Origin of the sequence: Bilifractor sp. HCP3S3_D3 (assembly GCF_052063915.1) — a bacterium.
Classification (GTDB): Bacteria; Bacillota; Clostridia; order Lachnospirales; family Lachnospiraceae; genus Bilifractor.
The window spans coordinates 193,721-212,973 of the sequence record NZ_JBQHWP010000003.1 but is presented as its reverse complement, the minus strand read 5'-3'; the positions used below and the strand labels follow the sequence as shown (position 1 = coordinate 212,973).

The window sequence follows — 19,253 nt, the reverse complement described above, 5'->3', positions numbered from 1 at the left end:
CGCACTTCCGTGCCGCTTGCGCGTCACTTCGTGCTCATACCTGTTGCCTTCGAAATCGCATACAGTCTCTTACACACGCTTCGCGCGTGACGATCCTGTCTGCGTTTTCGAGATATATTGTGACACATATTGTATAAGTCCCCGCGTCACTTCGCTGCTTCGCAGCTTCCGTGCCGCTAACAGGTATTCGCATTCCCGCGCTGCTTCGCACCGCTCCATGCTCATACCTGTTGTCGTCGCTAATGTTCTTGCCCACTAGTGAGCAAGCTCCCTGTGGGCCAAGAACATTGCGACTGGACTTATACAGTAAAAAAACATGTTGAATTTTATGTAAAATTATGTATAATAATGGTTGTGCCACTTTTATGTGGACATGCCGGAATAGCTCAGCAGGTAGAGCACTTCACTCGTAATGAAGGGGTCATCGGTTCGAATCCGACTTCCGGCTTAAACAGGCGATTAATTCGGGCAGTGCTGCCATGAGTTAATCGCTTTTTTACAATCTGCCGGCGGAACGTCGGCACCTGACAGGACATACCAGGGAGGATATGAGTCTATGAGCTTTACAGCAACGGAACAGGATGCCAAGATCAGAGAACTGGTTGAGTTCAGCCGAAGATCCGGAAAGATCGATCTGAGCCTGTATCAGGAGTACGATGTCAAGAGAGGCCTCAGAGATAATACCGGAAAGGGTGTTCTGACGGGTCTTACGGAGATTTCCGATGTTATGGGAACAACGCTGAACGACGAGGGCGAGTCGGTGCCCTCAGAGGGGCGCCTGTATTATCAGGGATATAATGTCAATGATCTGGTGGGCGGGATGAAAAACCGCCGGTTCGGTTTTGAGGAGATCACATATCTTCTTCTGTTCGGATCACTGCCGACGGAGAAGCAGCTGAATGATTTTATTGAGATTCTGAGCAGCTACCGGGAGCTTCCGGAGGAGTTCACCAGGGACGTCATCATGAAGGCACCCAGCTACAACATGATGAATTCTCTGCAGAAGTGTATCCTGACGCTGTATTCCTATGACGCGCATGCGGACGATATTTCAATCCCGAATATCCTGCGGCAGGCGCTTTCCATGATCGCGAAGATGCCTCTTCTGGCCGTGTACAGCTACCACACGCACAGGCATTATCATCTGGGGCAGAACCTTATCATCCGGAACCCGAAGCCAGAGCTTTCACTCGCTGAAAATCTGCTTCAGATGCTGCATCCGGACGGTCAGTATACGCAGCTGGAGGCGAAGGTGCTCGACACGGCTCTGATTCTGCATGCCGAGCACGGCGGCGGCAACAACTCGACCTTTACGACGCATGTGGTATCTTCTACAGGAACGGACAGCTATTCCGCGGTGGCGGCTTCCCTGGGCTCCCTGAAGGGACCAAAGCACGGCGGTGCAAACCTGAAGGTTCTGCAGATGTTTGAGGACATCAAGGAGAACGTTCATAACTGGGACAATGAGGATGAAATCCGCGCCTATCTGAACAAGATTCTTGACCGTGAGGCGTTTGATCACGCGGGACTGATCTATGGAATGGGACATGCGGTCTACACGCTCTCGGATCCCAGATGTGTTATTCTGAAGGAGTACGCGAAGAAGCTCTCGATTGAGAAGGACATGGAAGACGAATTTCATCTCTATGAAAATGTGGAAAGAATCGGAAAGGAGTGCATGATTCACAAGCGCCGTCTCGTAAAGCCGATCTGCGCAAATGTCGACTTCTACAGCGGATTTGTGTATTCAATGCTTGATTTTCCGAGAGAGCTGTTCACTCCGCTGTTTGCGATCGCGCGTATCTCGGGTTGGTCGGCTCACCGGATCGAGGAAATGGTCAATGGAGGCAAGATCATCCGACCGGCATATAAATACGTCGGTCATCACAGAAGATATATCCAGCTGGAGAACCGCGAGGACTGACAGAGGAGAAAGATATCTGAATTTGAAAAAGAGACAATCCGTTTCCGCGGATTGTCTCTTTTTCAAATTGCATGTACTATATACAAGGAAAGCGATGCTCCTGCTCAGGTGTTTTAAGACCGTTTTGCAGAAAATCCGTGTTTGGCTGATGCATCAGCCAGGAAAACGAGGATTGACAACGTTGCCGGAACTAGTAATTCTTTACGATATGAAGGATTAGAATGTTTGGGAGATGGTTCGAAAAACACGTGGAATTATGATGGATGATGGTTTTGGGATTCGATTCAACAATGAATCGGTTACATGGGAGGAGGTAAATCCATGGAAAACTATTAACTGAAAAAAGGGCTTCTGGTCAAGACCTTTAGAAGCAGCATCGCGCAATTACACTATTAGAAATCCAGCTAAAAAAATATCGTCGTATCATCGGGTTGAAATGAGAAAAATTTAGAAATCGGAATGAATTACATCTGAATGCTTCGGGAATTTCTGCATGCCTTAACATACAGAAATTTCTGATAAATATAGAAGAGAAAAGAAAAACATTAATCTTTTTAATATAACGGTTGGGAACCTGTATTCGCATTTCCACAAAATGTGATATACTAATCCTGTGAAAATATGTTGGATCGAGTGACAGTCCGGGTACAGATGGCAATAATTTTGTCTTGCAATACAGTCAGCAGACTGGCTGCGCCCGGTTTGAGTCACGGTGTGTATATTGGAGGCGGCCGGATGAGCGTTGCCGTATATAAATTAACATCTGAAGAACAGCAGATTCTTGAGAATCTTCCGAATGCGGTGGGTGTATTTCAATCTGTCGATGGGAAGATGATGCCGGTATTTCTCTCAGGACAATTTCTGAAACTGTTCGGGTATGATTCGGGAGAACAGGCGATGGAAGCGCTGCGGAGAGACCTGTACCATGATATACACCCGGGTGATGCCGCCAGAATTGCGGAAAAAGGATACGGGTTCGAGCGGGATGATACGGAATATGATGTTATTTACCGCAACCGGAATAAATATCAGCCGGATTATCATATCATTCATGCAGTCGGGAGACATGTGTGGAAAGAGGGTGTGAGATTTTCGTATTTTTCATATACAGATGAAAGCCGGATTCTGAACGGAGGGCAGGAGGAACTGCAGTTATCAGAGTCATTTTCGCGGACAATTTCACTTGACAATGACCTGCATCGCAATCAGTTTGATGATCTGACGGGACTTCCGACGGTCAGCCGGTTTCTGCAGACCATTCCCGCGAGAATCCTCGAGATAAGGAGAGAACACAGGATTCCTGCGATTTTATGGATGGACTACAGCGGATTCCGTGAATATGAGACGTTGAACGGATTTGAGACGGGCGATGCCCTGATCCGTGGACTGGGCTGGCTGATTCGCGGCCGGTTCGGAGTCAGGAATACGGCAAGATTTAACAGTGATCACTTTGTAGCATGCGCGTCGACGGATAAGTTGGAACAGAATATCCGCAGTGTGTTTGAAAATGTTGCAAAATTGAATAGGGGAAATTCCCGTCCGATTGCTGTTGGCGTTTATGTGATCGATAGTGATGAGGTCAGCCTGACATCCGCAATTGACCGCGCGAAGCTTGCGTGCGATTCGCTGAACAATCCGTTGCACTCTTCCTACGCGTATTTCGATCAGGAGATGCTGGTCAAGGCAGAGCGGAAGCAGTATCTGCTGCAGAACTATCAGAGGGCAATGGCTGAGGGCTGGATTCAGGTCTATTACCAGCCGGTGATGCGTACTATCACGGGAAAGCTCTGCGGAGCAGAGGCGCTGTGCAGGTGGAAGGATCCGGTATACGGGATGATCTCTCCTGGAGAGTTTATACCGGCTCTGGAGGATGAGGGCAGAATTACTGATCTCGATCTCTTTATGTTCGAACAGGTCTGCCGTGACGGCCGGGAACGGATCAAGGCAGGCATGAATATCGTGCCGGTATCGGTGAATCTTTCCCGCAAGGATTTCCGTAAGCCGGATCTGGTCGACAGAATAGAAGGCCTGGCGAAAGAATATAAGATTCCGCGTGAGCTCATTAATCTTGAGATCACAGAGAGCGCATTCATCCGCCATCCGGAGAGGCTGAGTCAGTATATCAGCCGTTTCCATGAGCTGGGATTTCAGGTCTGGATGGACGATTTCGGCACCGCTTATTCTTCTCTGGGCTCTCTGAAGGACCTGAATTTTGATGAGCTGAAGATCGATATGAGCTTTCTGAGTACCTCGACGGAAAAAGCAAGAAACATCATCACGTCTGTTGTGGATATGGCGAAGAAAATTGGAATCCAGACGCTTGCCGAGGGCGTTGAGACCTGTGAGCAGTACGAATTCCTGAAGCAGATCGGATGCGAGAAGGTACAGGGATACTATTTCGGAAAGCCAATGGACAGGGCATCTTTCTCGCAGCACTGCCGGGATAGAAAAATCGGGGAAGAACGGCTCCGGTGGAAGAACTATTACGATGCTTTAAGCAGGATTGATTATCAGACGGATGAGCCTCTGTGTGTCATTGAGGATGACGGCAAAACCATGCGGCTGCTTTTTGCCAATGAGGCGTACAAGGATGTGCTTAGCCGTGACGGCATCAATGACATTGATTCATGGATTACGGAAATTAACACAGACAACAATCCGATGCATGTCTTCCACCGGCGGTATGCCAATGAGCAGCTGCGGAAGCTTAAGGGACCGCAGGTGATCACCTATCCGTCCGGTGATCATTATATGGAGCTGACCGGGAACGTCATTACGCATAATGAGAAGTCTTATATCTATGCCATGAATATCCGGTACATCCGGCTGAATACGACATCAAAGGATCAGCACAGAGCATATTACATACAGAGCATCTATTATCTGTGCGGTGATATTGCGGTTTGTAATCTTATGGACAATACCATGTACGGGCTCAAGTCCGTAAATTCTGCCCAGCCGATCGGAATCGGAGGCGAAAGCATTGATTTGATGCGGGCAGAGAAGATTTATACAGAGAAGTTTATCTATCCGCCGGATCAGAAGCGATTCCATGCTTTCTTCAATCTGAAGACATTAAGAACAAGGATGATGGAGAAGAAAGGACAGGATCTGAAGGGCTTTTTCCGAAGCAAAATGCCGGACGGCGAATATCACTGGATGCTGCACATGTGCATATCTATACCGGCAACGGATTTCTACCAGGTCCTTCTGGTAACTATTCCTGTAGACTTCAATTCGGAGGTCCGCGGACTTCTTCTGGGTGACCCGGACCAGAGTGGAGAGCCCGGGACTTATCAGGAGACGGATGAGAGGAGTATCACGCCGGCTCTGCTCTGGAGGAATCTGGAGAACTATTCAGATGCGATGTATTTCTGGAAGGATGTGAACCGGAGATTTGTGGGCGCAAGCCGGAGCTTTCTGGATTTTTATGGTTTTGAATCCGAGAAAGACATTATCGGGAAAACAGATGAGGAGATGCACTGGCATGTTGAGACAGAGCCCTTTAAGAACGATGAGCTCGATGTTCTGGCGAATGGTGAAAGAGTAAGTCTCGCAAAGGGAAAGTGTATCGTCCGGGGGAAACAGCGTACGATTCTGGCCAATAAGATTCCAATTTACAGAGACGGGAAGATCATCGGCCTGATGGGGAATTTTTTCGACGCAGAGAATCTGTATCAGCTTCTGGACGATCGGTATCAATCGGAATCGATCGATGCGGTGACGGATCTCCTGAATGCGACAGGACTGTCCGGGAGCTTCAGAGACTATCTGGAGGCGCTGTGGACGGATAACAAAGTGTTTTCACTGGTACAGATCTATATTCCGGAATATGAGGATTTCGCCAGAAGATATGGAGAAGAGGCGGGACACACGCTGCTCCGCAGTGTCGGAGAGCTATTGCGAAAGGTGTTCGGTAGAGAAAGCACCATCGGGAGACTGACCGGGAGTTACTTCACCATTCTGGTTCAGGATGAGGATTCGAAGAAATTAAAGGCAGCACAGGAAAGATTTGAAGAAAAGATTTCAAGGCTGAGAAAGGTCGGTCAGTGGCAGTGTGCGCTGACTGCTGTAATAAGGGTGTCCGTGATGAATCAGACCAATGCGAGCCAGGAAAAATATGCGAAGAATCTGAATCATATGTGGGCAGGATTGAGCGTATATAAGCCGGAGGCATGAGCGCAGCCGGCGGCCGGCGCCCGCGGAAATTACCCCTTCTATTGACCGGAGGTTCAATGGAAGGGATTTTGTAATGCCTGATTGTGCTTCAGGGATCTTCCGGCAGATTATTTTCGGGGAAGTAAACATTGACAGGCAGGAATGTCTGGCGTATATTTATTATACCCATAGGGGGTATTGACTCGTTTGACAGGAGGTAATACATGTATAATTTCAGATTTAGTGTTCCTACAACGATTTATTTTGGTAAAGGGCAGATCTCACATCTGTCAGAGCTTGCTGATTTTGGCTCCAAAGTACTCCTTGTCTATGGTGGAGGGAGCATCAAGCGAAATGGTATCTATGATACAGCATTGAAAATCCTCGGAGATGCCGGGGTAACGGTCACGGAGCTGTCCGGTGTAGAGCCGAATCCCAGAATAGAGACGGTTCGAAGGGGCGTTGAGCTGTGTAAAGAGCAGAAGCTGAATATGGTTCTGGCAATCGGAGGAGGCAGTGCGATCGACTGTGCAAAGGTTGTGGCTGCCGGCGCGATGTACGACGGGGATGCCTGGGATCTTGTGCTGGATCCTTCTAAAATCAAAAAGGCTCTTCCGATTTTCTCCGTATTGACATTAGCGGCCACCGGCTCCGAGATGGATTGTTTTGCGGTTATATCAGACATGACAAAGAATGAGAAATGGGGAACCGGCGCGGATGTTTTGAAGCCAACCATGTCAGTCCTGGATCCTACATATACCTTTTCGGTGTCCAGAAAACAGACCGCTGCCGGTACGGCGGATATGATGAGCCATACCTTTGAGAATTACTTCACCAAGGAGCCCGGCTGTGATGTGCAGGCAAGATTTGCCGAGGGCCTTCTGAAGACAATGATCAAATATGGCCCGGTCGCTCTTGAGGATCCGGAGAATTATGATGCCCGTGCAAATCTGATGTGGGCGGCAAGTCATGCAATCAACGGGCTGATTGCGAATGGAAGTCAGCCAGCCTGGTGCGTACATCCGATGGAGCATGAGCTGTCCGCATTTTATGACATCACACATGGCCAGGGACTGGCGATTCTCACTCCGGCATGGATGGATTTTGTCCTTGAGAAAGATCCTTCAACTGCCGCAAATTTTGCAGAGTACGGAAGAAATGTGTGGGGAATTTCGGAAACAGAGGATGAGAAAGCTGCGAGGGAGGCGATTGCAAAAACCAGAACGTTCCTGTTTGAGACCATGGGACTTCCGGAGAACCTGCGCGCCGTTGGAATTGACAGCGAGGAACATTTCGAAGTGATGGCAGAAAAAGCGGCAAAGGGCAGTGTGGGCTGTTTCGTTCCTCTCACAAAAGAGGATATTGTGAAGATTTACAAGGCTGCCTTTTAATTCATATCAAATGCTGGTGTGAGGAGATTGAAAGCGTTCGTACAGATATCATCATAGTGCACTTGAAAGCGTTCGTACAGACTTCTAAGGCCGAGTAATGTAAAAAACACCCGTAAAGTCCTGCCAGGCAAGACTTTGCGGGTGTTTTCCTGCAGTGCGCGAAACATTCAGAAATTGATTCGCGATCACTCTACACCGTCGTCCGGAAGGGGCGAAACATCGCTTCGGTAGACCTTCCGGAAGAAGGTCAGCGACAGAATAAAGGAGGCGATTTCCGCGATGAAGAAACACCACCAGACGTTGTTGACATTTCCGGTCATTGAGAGAAGCCAGGCGGCCGGGATCAGGATGACAAGCTGTCTTCCGAGGGAGACAAAGAGGGAATAAAAGCTCTTTGAGAAGGCCTGGAAGATGGAGCTCATGATGATGCCCATGGCTGCAATCGGAAAATGAATGGCTATCGTCCGGAGCGCGACGACACCCATCTGTTTCATTTCCGCTGAGGCATTGAACAGATCAAGAAGTCTGTCTGGTATCAGCTCGAAAGTTGCAGTTCCGCAGAGCATCACACAGATAGCAAGCAGCATGGCAAATTTGAGAGCCTTGTTGATTCTCCGTTTGTGTCCGGCTCCGTAGTTGAAGGCCAGAACCGGGATCAGTCCGTTGTTCAGACCAAAAACCGGCATAAAGAAGAAACTCTGAAGCTTGAAATACACTCCGAAGACGGCGGTTGCGGTTGTCGAGAAGGAGATCAGGATCAGATCCATCAGGTAGGTCATGACCGATCCGATGCTCATCATCAGGATCGATGGTATGCCGACAAAGTAAATTCTGCCGATGGTTTTTTTATCCGGATGAAGAATGGCTCCGGCGCTGATATGAATATCGCGGTTTAATTTCAGATTCATCACAAAGCCGAGAACCGAGGCAATCGTCTGTCCGATGACGGTTGCATAGGCGGCGCCCGCCACTCCAAGTTTCGGGCAGCCCAGAAGGCCGAAGATCATAACCGGATCAAGGAAAATATTGATGATGGCGCCGGTGAGCTGCGAGATCATACTCAGCATGGTTCTTCCGGTGGACTGCAGCAACCGCTCAAAGGTGACCTGCATGAAAAGTCCGAAGGAAAGAGTCATGACGATGCCGAGGTAGGCATTGCCATACTGAATAATATCTGCCGAGGATGTCTGGCTTCGAATAAAGGGCCCGGTGATTGTCAGACCGAGAATCGCGGAGACGATAAAGCTGAAGAAGGCCAGAAGGATGCCATTATTCGCTGCCTTATCTGATTTGTCAAACTCCCGTGCGCCGAGCGCCCGGGAAAGCAGAGCGTTGATACCTACTCCGGTGCCGGCGCCTACCGAGATCATGAGGTTCTGCATGGGGAACGCAAGAGTAACCGCTGTCAGCGCATCCTCACCGATCTGCGCGACGAAAACAGAATCCACGATGTTGTAAAGAGCCTGTACCAGCATGGAAATCATCATAGGGACGGACATGTTGACGATCAGCTTCCGGATGGGCATGATACCCATTTTGTTGTCGGACCGGGGGTCTTGTGTTGATTGTTTCATTACGAAAATATCTCCTGAGGTTTTGATGAAGAGCAGATCGATTACCATTTGTGCCTTTCTTATAGATATTGGTACGGGCAGTCGATCAGCCTTCTTATACTAACACAGAATGAAGATTTTTGGTATACATCTCATGTCATTCTGGCTGCACGCAGTAAAAAAACAAAAAAGAGACGGTCGCGATAGCCTGTGGTATGAGAATGGCTTATGCGAAGGTCTCTTTATGTTTGCTATTTCATTTAGGGGAGGGAAAAATGGAGTATTTTTATGCTTGAATTCGTCATTTTTCGGAATCGGCCTCGACAGAGACGGAGATAGAATAGAACCATTTATCCATGATCGGATTAAGAAGTCTGCAGAACTGACGGGCAATATAGCCGACGATGATGGCAGAGATCACCGTTCCCTCCCGTACGCTGTTGACACCGCGGAAGAGGACAAGGGAAAGAATAACCGCGGACGCTATCATACTGACATCTACGAAAATTTTTACGATTCCAAGGCGTTTTTGTGGTGTATTGAAATGAAATTATGCAAAACAATGGCATCGCGAGCTGCACCACAGTAGTGTTTCCATAAAAGCATATGACAAAAAAAGACAAGCAGAGAATATTTTTTGCGCACAACCGGAATTGAATGCAATAAATTGCTGCAAATAATGCAAATTTCCATGCCCATCGATTAGTGAATCAAGCGTTCCTCTGGTACACTTGCCTCATAAACAACGGGAGGGGAAATACCCGCATGAAGGAGGTTTTTATGGGAAAGAAAAAAGAAGTGGGTGCGCTTCAGGTCGGTATGTACGGTATGGGTAATTTTGCGGCGCAGCTGTCATGGACGATGGTCAGCACATACCTGGCAGTATTCTACACAGATGTTGTAGGGCTTGCACCGGCTGCTGTGTCACTGCTGATGCTGGTGGCGAAGGTTTGGGACGGCATTAATGATCCGATGATGGGTGCGATCATGCAGAAGACGAATACGAAGTACGGGAAATTTCGTCCGTATATTGTCGTTGGCGCGCTGGTGTTGATAGTATTCACTGTTCTGACATTTTCAGTTCCGGGATTTTCAACGCCGGGCAAGCTTGTTTGGGCGTATGTGACATATATTGGTCTTGGAATGTCGTATACGGTTGAGAATGTACCTTTTAACGCACTTCCTTCCCGTATGACGCGAAATCCGGAAAAAATCAATTCTCTTTTTGCGTCCTCGCTCACAGGTGGTGCAGTGGGTTCTATGCTTTTGATGAACATTACACTTCCGATCATTATGGTTCTGGGGCATGGAGATCAGGCAAAGGGATATCAGAAAGTCGCAATTCTGTATTCCGTCGTTGCGGCATTTCTCACGATTCTTGCAACGCACTTCTGCAAAGAGAACGTTGAGGACACAGAAGATGCGGAGAGGACAACGAAGATTCCGCTCAGAGAGTCTTTTAAGGCAATATTTGTGAATCGAAATCTGATGAAGCTCTTCATTTTTACACTTCTTCAGATGACTGCGGTTATGGGACGCGTAGGAGTGATGTTTTATTTCTATATGTATTGCGTTGGCAATCCGATGCTGATCGGAATTTTGATGACTATTCCGAGTGTGTCTGGAATCGGATGCATGATTCTGGCACCGGCTGTGATGAAGAAATTCGGAAGAAAAGCGATTCTTATTCTGGGTGCCGTTCTGGGTGGAGTCGGCCTGGCGATGATGTTCTTTGGCCCATATACGAATATTCCGTGGATGATCGTATCCAGTGTGATTTACGGCGCCTACAGCATTGGAATGCCTGGTACAGGAGGAATGATTGTGGATGCTATCGATGAATATGATCTGAAAACGGGAGTACGTACAGACGGACTTGCTTTTGCTGTAAACGGATTGATGAACAAAGTCGGTGGAGGAATCGGATCCGCGATCGGCCTGGCGCTTCTTGGAGCCTATGGATACAGGCAGGGTGTTGAAATCACTCCGCATATAGTGTCCGGAATCAACCTCGGAACGAATCTGATTCCAATGATTCTCTCTTTTGTATCGGTGATACCGATTCTGCTGTATAACCTGACAGAGGAGAAAATGGCAGGGGTTCGCAGTGAGCTTGAGAAAAGGAACAGCCTTAGCGAATAAGCTTGTTGAGAACGTGAACATCTGTGGCGATGAAGGAACAGAAAGAGCAAAGCTGGTGCACAGCGAATATAGATCCCGGAGTCGTTAATGAGGTGTTGTAGAAGGAGGAAACATATGAATGTGAAGGTAACGACAAAATGCGGACAGGTTCAGGGAGTGAAAGAGGGTGTTTCTGTAATTTTTAAAGGCATTCCTTTTGCAAAGCCGCCGGTAGGAGATCTTCGCTGGAAGGCACCGGTACCGGTGGAGCCGTGGGAGGGAGTTTATCAGGCAGATCATTTCGCGCGGATCTGTCCGCAGACGCTGGCGCAGGAGCCGAATCCCTATCACAAGGAGTTTTATGCGGATACCGCCTACATTCGTGAAATGAGTGAGGACTGCCTGTACCTGAATATCTGGGTTCCGGAGACGGCAAGTCCTTCGGATAAACTTCCGGTTGCATTTTATATTCACGGCGGTGGTTTCGGCGGCGGCTACAGTTCAGAGATGGAATTTGACGGGCAGGCGATTAATCGGCACGGAGTCATCTTTGTATCAATCGCCTATCGGCTTGGCGTTTTTGGATTCCTTGCGCATCCGTGGCTTACGGCAGAGAGTGAGAAGGGGATAAGTGGAAATTACGGAATTATGGATCAGATCATGGCGCTCGATTGGATTTATGATAACATCGAAGCGTTTGGCGGAGATCCGGCGAATATCACAGTTTATGGACAGAGCGCAGGATGCATGAGTACACAGGTGCTGGTATCAAGTCCGCTGACGGAAGGCAGGATTGCCAAGGCTATTCTGCAGAGTGGCGTAAGCTGCAAAAATCCGATGCTTCAGGCACCTTCTCTGGAAGAAGGAGAGGAGTACGGAAAAGCGGTTGTTGCAAATACGGGTGCAGCAAGTCTGGAAGAACTGCGGGGCATGGATGCAGCTCAACTCCTGGCGGCAAAGAATGCTTTTGACGCAGAATGTTTTAAGAAATATGGTTTTGACGGTGCCCTTCGAATTGTGCCTTATGTAGATGGGGTAATATTAAAAAAGAATGTCCGCGAAATCTATGAAGAGGGGACGATGGCGAAAATTCCGTATATGGTCGGCTGTGTGACAGAGGATCTCGGCACGCATGAAAAGGACCGGTGCAGAAGAGTTCCGGGTCTAATGCTGGATGAATGCAAGGCATGGGCATCCAGGCAGGAAGAAACAGGCAATCCCCCCGCATATGTCTACTGGTTCGATCACACGCTCCCGGGGGACGGGAAGCCGGCATGGCATACTCTGGAACTTTGGTATACAATGGGCACACTCCATAGGAGCTGGAGACCGATGAGGCAGGACGATGATGATCTGTCAGAGGAATGTGTTACGTATTGGACAAACTTCATGAAGACAGGTGATCCGAACGGGGATAGCGTTCCGGAATGGAGACCATACTTGAAAAAAGATGGTTTTGTAGCAAGACTGGTTTAATAATAATCAAACAGGGGCTGCCACACGAAGTAGTGTGGCGGCCCTTCGTATGATGAAAGGTGTCGATGCACCATCTAATATCACAGCTTTCCTTTTCAGCACTGCAGAAAGAAGATATACTTATTAGTAATTTTAGTGCCTGCTGAGCAGGGTAATGCGTTTAGAAATCTGGAGGAAGATATGAATCGTGGCAGAGTTGTATACCTGAATGAAGATCAGAAGCTAGTTCCCGCAGATCAGGTCAAGCTGGTGTATTGTCTTAGAGGCAGTATGAGTGTTACCGTCGGTGAAAAAAAACTGAGACTTGGTATGAAAGATCTTGTTGTGGTGAATTACAGGGAAAACTATGGTTGGACACTTTCCCCGAAGACGGTTGTAATGATGGTGCAGATCAATGACCTGGAATTAGTGAGAATGCTTGGACGGAAGGGTGACATTAATCTAAGCAGTACCGAACATCGGTCCAGAGACTATGGTCAAATCCGTTTTCTGCTGGATTCTATTTTGAAACATTCTGTCGGGCAGAAGAACGAATTCAAGATCTCGAGCTTATATTACATGCTATGGGATTATATCTGTGAGCAGTTTATTGCGGAGGAACCTCCGGAAAAACAGGACAATGTGAAGAAAATACAGAAGATCCTCAGTGACATTGAGGAAAATTATGCACAGGATATGAATCTGAGCACGCTTGCCAGAAAATATCATATGTCCGATTCTTCTTTTTCACGATATTTTCAAAAAAATACTGGAGAGAAATATGTCGATTATCTTCGCAGGGTAAGGATGACACATGCTCGTGAGTTTCTCCTTACAACGGACCGAACGGTAACGGAAGTGGCCTATGACTGCGGGTTCTCAAATCTATCCGTGTTCAATCGCAATTTCCGCGCTTTTTACCATAAAACCCCGCTGGAAATGCGGGAAATGGAACGCGCGGAACAGACAAAGGCGTTTGGTTCTTCCGAATTGTCAGCGAGAACGCTGGAGGCAGTTGTTGCCTTGTCTGACAACGAGCCGCGCCATTCCTCCTGTCCGATCTTTATTGATGCAGGCAATGAGAGCAGACCGGGGATAAAGACAAAAGTGGATATGATCAATATCGGACAGGCGGAAGATCTTCTGGATGTACGAATTTGCGAACAGATGGATGAAGCGGTAAAAGGATTAAAAATCCGTTACGTACGCATTGCTAATATTTTTTCGTCTTCTTTACGTATTCGAAGAGGACATGATGGCAGACGTTTGAACTTTGAACGACTGGATCTTATTCTGGATCATCTTGAGCAGCAGCATCTGATTCCTGTCATTGAACTTCCTGAAAAAGAACGCCGTGTTCTGATTAATATATCTTATCCGGGGACAAGGGCAGACGATAATTCTATTGAGAATGAACAGGTTTTTACCAGCCTTGATGAGTGGCAGGAAGTTTTGGATGGTTTTCTGGTGCATATTATTGACCGGTATCTGGTGGAGACTGTGAAACAATGGGTATTTGAATTCCGGTATGACGCTTTTCGGACAACAGGTGCCGGAAAACTCCAGTTTTTAGAAGTATATAAAACCGGGTATCGTGTGCTTCGAGAACGGCTTCCGGAAGCACAAATCCTGGCAAGTGGTATATGCTGCAGCATCAGTCGCGAGATACTGCGGAAGCATCTTGTATTTTTTCGTGAGAAAGATCTCCTTCCGGATGGGCTGTCACTTATCATATACCCATATCATCTTGAGCAGAGGGAAGGCGTGGGAAATGAGTTAAGCGTTGTTTCAGATACAGCTTTTGTGGAAAATGAATTGAATCAATATACAGAAGTTTTAGAGGAATTGTCTTATCCGGATCTTCCGCTTTGGATAACGGAATGGAACACATCACTCTCAAATAGAAATGCTTATAATGATACGACTGCCAAGGCCTGCCATATGCTGACACAGATCAGGGATGCGTATGGACGAGTAGCTCATATGGGATATTGGAATCTGTCTGACTGGAGTGCACAATACATCGATACAGATAAGCCGTTTATGGGAGGTGTAGGAATTATCTCAAAGGATGGAATCAGGAAGCCCTCTTATTTCGCATTGCAGTTCTCGTGTCTGCTGGGAGAATCAATTTTGAAAAAAGGGCAGGGATATCTCATAACAGAAAGGATGGGTCACAATTATTGTGCTCTTCTGTTCAATCCGAGAAGGTTCGGATTTGCTTATCAACAGAGGCAGGAGGGAGATTTTAAAGCGGAGGATTTATCCTATGTATTTCAGGATAATCATTCTGTCAGTTATCATCTGAATTTTTCAAAACTTGTTCCGGGAGATTATCAGATTATCAGTTACAGAATGTATTCTGACCAGGGGAATCCTCTGTCTGAGTGGAAAAAACTGAATTATCGCGGCGCTCTCCGTTCCCACGAGGTATCTTACTTGAAATCAATCTGCATCCCAAGAATGGAATATGTGAATGAAAAAACTGCGGATGGATCTCTGCAGCTGAAGGTGACGCTGGGACCGAATGACTTTTCTGTTATTCTGATAGGTGCGCAGTAAACACTCATACAATACTTTGCGCACAAATTGCATTAGGGATGTGCAAATCACATGCCGAGTGAAGTGGGCGTATGGCAGATGTATTTCGGTTGTGCCCCGCAGATGCGGGGTACAGGAATTCAACGAATGATCCGGTAATAATCTTTTTTGTGTTCAATAGGGGACGGAAATCCAACGGAAGGATAACCAAGGATGACATTTCCGACACCGGCATATTTGCTGGCATCAAGCGCTGCTGCACGGAGCAGTTCTTTGCCCAGCTGATCTTCCAGCATACCGTCCGCCCGGTTGATCCACCTTCCGCCGAGACCAAGGGCAAATGCTGCATTCAGCATATTGCCGATTGCGAGCGATCCGTCCTTGATGTAATCCGGTGAATCGGTAGATCCGGCAACCACAATCAGTGTCGGAGCACCGTAAAAAACATCCCATCCCTCCGGAGCGCCTGCAATCCTGGCATTCAGTACACGCAATTTATCAAGCCATTCGCGATTCTGAACAACGATAAAAACGGAAGACTGACGGTTGCCTCCGGAAGGCGCGTTCATGCCGGCTTCAAGCACAAGCTTCAGCTCTTCATCGCTGATTTGATCTTTCTTGTATTCTTTTACACTTCTGCGTTTGATGAGGTCATTTATGGTTTCTCGCATTTTTTCTCCCTTCATAATTTTATAATACAAATTTATGCTTGCGATTTTCTGTGTGCTCCGCACGCTCGCAGTTTTTTAGTAGTATGGCCACGGACGGAAGCGGTTTTCCCCGGTTCTGTCAGGCTTTTCCAGCGTGACTTCTTTTCCGCAGCACCACTGACAGGCACGGACAAACATTGTAATATAATCGAAACGACGAAAGGTATCGATTCCGTGTCCGATTGAACATCCGAAAACCCTTCCATTTCCGTAGTGGTGCATCCATGCGATCGGCGTGTCTGTATTGACGCCACGCATATGCTCCAGTTTTCCATCCGGGACATCTACCGGGTGATGCTTTGGCGGCCAGCCCGGAACCCGATAGGCATCAATATCATCAAAATCACCGGTTGCTTCCAGCATAATCTTAAGATCACGGTTCATCTCCGTCATGTTGTGCTCGCTAGCCACTTTTCCGGATAGTATCAATACCTTGTTCATTAGCTGATCCCCTTCGTGTCATTATTACTATGTGTTGTACAGCACATGCCTGTCTTTCTCCGATGTTATATTGAAAGAAGAGAATGATCAACTACATTTTTTGCCTGATAAAAGCAAAAATTTTCTGTATTAAATATACTGCATTGGATAGATATTGCGATAGATTCATTATTTAACGCAAGAATGAATATTTATATATGAAATTTATTAGAATTCATAAGAAGTGAAGAAGAATACTATGAAGGACATCAGAATTGCTATTATCGGGCATGAATTTATAGGCCATGAGCATGAGATGATTCTCGGCAATTTCCCGGGAACCAGTCCGGTAGGATTTGCGGATAGAGATCCGAAACAGCTTGAAAACGTAACAGGACGGCCTGAAGAGATATTCCAACAATGAGGAACTGCTTCGGAACTAAGCGAAGCAGCTTCTGTTGTCTTCCTTAAGCCAGCGGAGGGCCGGCTCAATATTTTCTGACCAGAAGTTCCAGTCATGACCGCCGTCTGCGGCGCAAAATTCACAAGGAAAGCCTGCTGCGCGGGCATCTTTTGTGAAGGCGGTATTTGCCTGATAGAAAAAGTCTGATGGAGAGCATGCAAGGTAGAAGGACGGGGAATGTGTCAGATCTCCGTAAGGTTTTCTGGCAATCGAAGACTGCAGCAATGTCTTAAGGCTGTAGGATGGATCCTTTGAATGATAGAATGCGGCAGGAAAAGGTGCTCCCAATACATGCATAAAAGACGTCGCTTTGTAAAAATCAAGTGCTCCCGACAGAGAAATAACCTTGGAGTACTGGTCCGGATTCCTTAGAGCTGCATAGCAGGCACCGTACCCGCCCATGGAGTTTCCACCGATGAAATTATCGGAAGAGTCCCAGGAAAATGGAAAGATCAGGTGCGTATATTCGTAGAGTTCATGAGCGATAAAGCTGTACATCGGCAGACCATCCGGGGCATCCAAATAGAAAGTGTTGCCCACGGAAGGAAGGACAATTGCCAGATCAAAAGTATCCACCAGTTCTGCAATTCGGGAGTTTTGGATCCAGTCACTGGCACTTTCCATAGCGCCGTGAAGCAGATAGAGAACCTGAAATGGACCGCCGTCTTGCTTCGTCTCCTGAAACGGTCCGGGTTTGGACTTGGGGAGAAGGACATGGAAGGTCACAGGTGTCCCGAGAACTTTGGATGGGTAAGTGCTGATGATGTGATTCATAAGAATGCCACCTTTTAAAATTGTGTTGAAGTTTGCAAAATGCAGTCCAGCTGGTAAGAATGGCGAAGTGGATAATGCCATGAGAATATTATAGTCGAATTAACGGGGATATTCTATGTAATTTTTATTTGTATTTTTTGATCTCCTTCCAGAGAAAAGCTGCAAAGGGAATGGAGAATAATCCAACGTTTTACTTTTAGGACGTAAGCATAGCGAAGGAAATTGTCAAGTTCTTTGCAAATGCGATGGAAGGGATACCGGAAGAAATTGGTCAGAATCAGATCATGATGAAGAATATTCTGGGGTATTGAGACTGGTGACAGGTATGAACTTCCGGACACAGGATGATGTTGCTGAGATCATTGATGTTAAATATTTGATTGAAAAATGAAATTAAAAAAAAAGTATTCATGTATAATCTTAAATTTCTCCTGAAATAATCACGTTAAATGTAAAATTAAGAGCGCCATAAGGCGTAAATTTATGGAGAATAACAATAAATAGAAAAATATGTGTCTGTGATTTTAGTCGCTCGTCAGACTGGATATGGACTGATGGGAATGTATTTTATACAGCAGAGAATTTTATTTCAGAAATTTTCAGGAAGAAAAGAGGAGAATACTATGGAAGACATCAGAATTGCTATTATCGGGCATGGATTTATGGGACATGAGCATGAGAAGATGCTCAGTGATTTCCCGGGAATCAAGCTGGTAGGATTTGCGGACAGAGATCCGAAACAGCTTGAGGATGTAACGGAGGGTTTGAAGAGATATTCCAGCAATGAGGAACTGCTGGCGGATCCAGATGTTGATGTTGTACTGATTGCGGCCAATAACAATCAGCATAAGAAATTGGTGATCCAGGCGGCAAATGCCGGAAAGGACATCATTTGCGAAAAGCCGGTTGCTATGAGCCTGGAAGAACTGGATGAGATGGAGGCCGCTGTAAAGGCAAATGGAGTGAAATTCACCGTTCATCATCAGAGAAGATTTGATCCGGATTTCCGTACTGCAAAAGCTGTATATGATTCGGGCACTTTGGGAGACGTATACTCAATCAAAAGTCAGCTCTATGGATTCAACGGAAACATGCACGACTGGCATGTATTTGTAAGTGAAGGCGGAGGGATGCTGTACGACTGGGGTGTACATCTTCTTGATCAGGTGTGCTGGATGTTCCCGGGCGCAAAACTGAAGTCTGTTTATGCTGATATCCGAAATGTAATCAATAAGGAAGTAGATGATTACTTCCAGATTATGATGCGTTTTGATAACAATGTTACGGCGACGGTAGAGCTTGGTACATATTATCTGTCAGACAAAGTAAATGATAAATGGTTTGAGCGTCATTGGTTCGTAGCCGGGAACAAGGGCACTGCTTATGTAGACGGGTTCTTCCCTGAGGGAAAGATTGTCAGGACGACGCACCTTCTGACAAATGTCAGCGGACACAGGACGATGACTGCTGCCGGTCCGACCAGATCGTTCGGACCGGCTCCGGAAGGCACAATCATCACAGAACCGCTTCCGGAGGTTCATACTGAGCACAGGAATTACTTTGAAAACTATGTGAAGGCATATCATGGGGAAGAGGAATTCCTGGTGAAGATTCCTGAAACCAGAAGAATTTTGAAGCTGATGAACGCTGTAAGAGAATCAGGAAGAACCGGAAAATCAATCGACTTTGAATAATGATTTACAGTAAGGAGCTGCCTCGGAACTAAGCGAAGCAGCTCCTTTT

General features: G+C 46.9%; 13 protein-coding genes and 1 tRNA gene. 9 read left to right on the top strand and 5 right to left on the bottom strand.

Annotated features, from left to right (window positions below; genetic code table 11):
• The first annotated feature begins 375 nt into the window (after positions 1 to 375).
• From ACTNDI_RS03180 to ACTNDI_RS03165, 4 genes are all read left to right on the top strand, one after another.
• Positions 376 to 448: transfer RNA gene (locus ACTNDI_RS03180), tRNA-Thr, on the top strand.
• Between the two features lie 108 nt (positions 449 to 556).
• On the top strand, positions 557 to 1,924 hold the full coding sequence (locus ACTNDI_RS03175) for a citrate/2-methylcitrate synthase (RefSeq protein WP_441099309.1): 1,368 nt from the start codon (positions 557 to 559) through the stop codon (positions 1,922 to 1,924).
• 735 nt (positions 1,925 to 2,659) lie between these two features.
• Entirely contained in the window at positions 2,660 to 6,103 is a 3,444-nt protein-coding gene (locus ACTNDI_RS03170; protein ID WP_441099308.1) for an EAL domain-containing protein, read from the top strand.
• Between the two features lie 203 nt (positions 6,104 to 6,306).
• Positions 6,307 to 7,473, top strand: a complete 1,167-nt coding sequence (locus ACTNDI_RS03165) for an iron-containing alcohol dehydrogenase (protein ID WP_441099307.1) — start codon at positions 6,307 to 6,309, stop codon at positions 7,471 to 7,473.
• Positions 7,474 to 7,658: 185 nt separating this feature from the next.
• Here the strand turns inward: ACTNDI_RS03165 and ACTNDI_RS03160 are convergent, their stop codons facing one another.
• Together ACTNDI_RS03160 and ACTNDI_RS03155 are read right to left on the bottom strand one after the other, a co-directional pair.
• The gene (locus ACTNDI_RS03160; RefSeq protein WP_441099306.1) at positions 7,659 to 9,047 is read right to left on the bottom strand and encodes an MATE family efflux transporter; all 1,389 of its coding nucleotides are present in this window, start codon (positions 9,045 to 9,047) and stop codon (positions 7,659 to 7,661) included.
• Positions 9,048 to 9,327: 280 nt separating this feature from the next.
• Positions 9,328 to 9,516 (bottom strand): hypothetical protein, encoded by a 189-nt coding sequence (locus tag ACTNDI_RS03155; protein ID WP_441099305.1) that lies wholly within the window; start codon positions 9,514 to 9,516, stop codon positions 9,328 to 9,330.
• Positions 9,517 to 9,806: 290 nt separating this feature from the next.
• Between ACTNDI_RS03155 and ACTNDI_RS03150 the strand changes: the two genes are divergently transcribed.
• The 3 genes from ACTNDI_RS03150 (at position 9,807) to ACTNDI_RS03140 (ending at position 15,164) form a co-directional block, all read left to right on the top strand.
• A complete protein-coding gene (locus tag ACTNDI_RS03150) occupies positions 9,807 to 11,168 on the top strand; it encodes an MFS transporter (RefSeq protein WP_441099304.1) in 1,362 nt (453 codons plus the stop codon).
• A gap of 114 nt (positions 11,169 to 11,282) precedes the next feature.
• Positions 11,283 to 12,623, top strand: coding sequence for a carboxylesterase/lipase family protein (locus ACTNDI_RS03145; RefSeq protein ID WP_441099303.1), 1,341 nt, complete (start codon positions 11,283 to 11,285; stop codon positions 12,621 to 12,623).
• 180 nt (positions 12,624 to 12,803) lie between these two features.
• The gene (locus tag ACTNDI_RS03140) at positions 12,804 to 15,164 is read left to right on the top strand and encodes a GH39 family glycosyl hydrolase (protein WP_441099302.1); all 2,361 of its coding nucleotides are present in this window, start codon (positions 12,804 to 12,806) and stop codon (positions 15,162 to 15,164) included.
• A gap of 119 nt (positions 15,165 to 15,283) precedes the next feature.
• Here ACTNDI_RS03140 and ACTNDI_RS03135 read toward each other — a convergent pair whose 3' ends face one another.
• Both ACTNDI_RS03135 and ACTNDI_RS03130 read right to left on the bottom strand, forming a co-directional pair.
• Positions 15,284 to 15,814, bottom strand: a complete 531-nt coding sequence (locus ACTNDI_RS03135; protein ID WP_441099301.1) for a nitroreductase family protein — start codon at positions 15,812 to 15,814, stop codon at positions 15,284 to 15,286.
• Positions 15,815 to 15,889: 75 nt separating this feature from the next.
• Entirely contained in the window at positions 15,890 to 16,294 is a 405-nt protein-coding gene (locus tag ACTNDI_RS03130) for a ThuA domain-containing protein (protein ID WP_441099300.1), read from the bottom strand.
• 238 nt (positions 16,295 to 16,532) lie between these two features.
• Between ACTNDI_RS03130 and ACTNDI_RS03125 the strand changes: the two genes are divergently transcribed.
• Positions 16,533 to 16,697 (top strand): hypothetical protein, encoded by a 165-nt coding sequence (locus tag ACTNDI_RS03125; protein ID WP_441099299.1) that lies wholly within the window; start codon positions 16,533 to 16,535, stop codon positions 16,695 to 16,697.
• A gap of 15 nt (positions 16,698 to 16,712) precedes the next feature.
• Here ACTNDI_RS03125 and ACTNDI_RS03120 read toward each other — a convergent pair whose 3' ends face one another.
• Complete coding sequence (locus ACTNDI_RS03120; RefSeq protein ID WP_441099298.1) at positions 16,713 to 17,510, bottom strand: alpha/beta hydrolase; 798 nt, start codon at positions 17,508 to 17,510, stop codon at positions 16,713 to 16,715.
• A gap of 623 nt (positions 17,511 to 18,133) precedes the next feature.
• Between ACTNDI_RS03120 and ACTNDI_RS03115 the strand changes: the two genes are divergently transcribed.
• Positions 18,134 to 19,204, top strand: a complete 1,071-nt coding sequence (locus ACTNDI_RS03115) for a Gfo/Idh/MocA family protein (RefSeq protein ID WP_441099297.1) — start codon at positions 18,134 to 18,136, stop codon at positions 19,202 to 19,204.
• Positions 19,205 to 19,253: the final 49 nt, after the last annotated feature.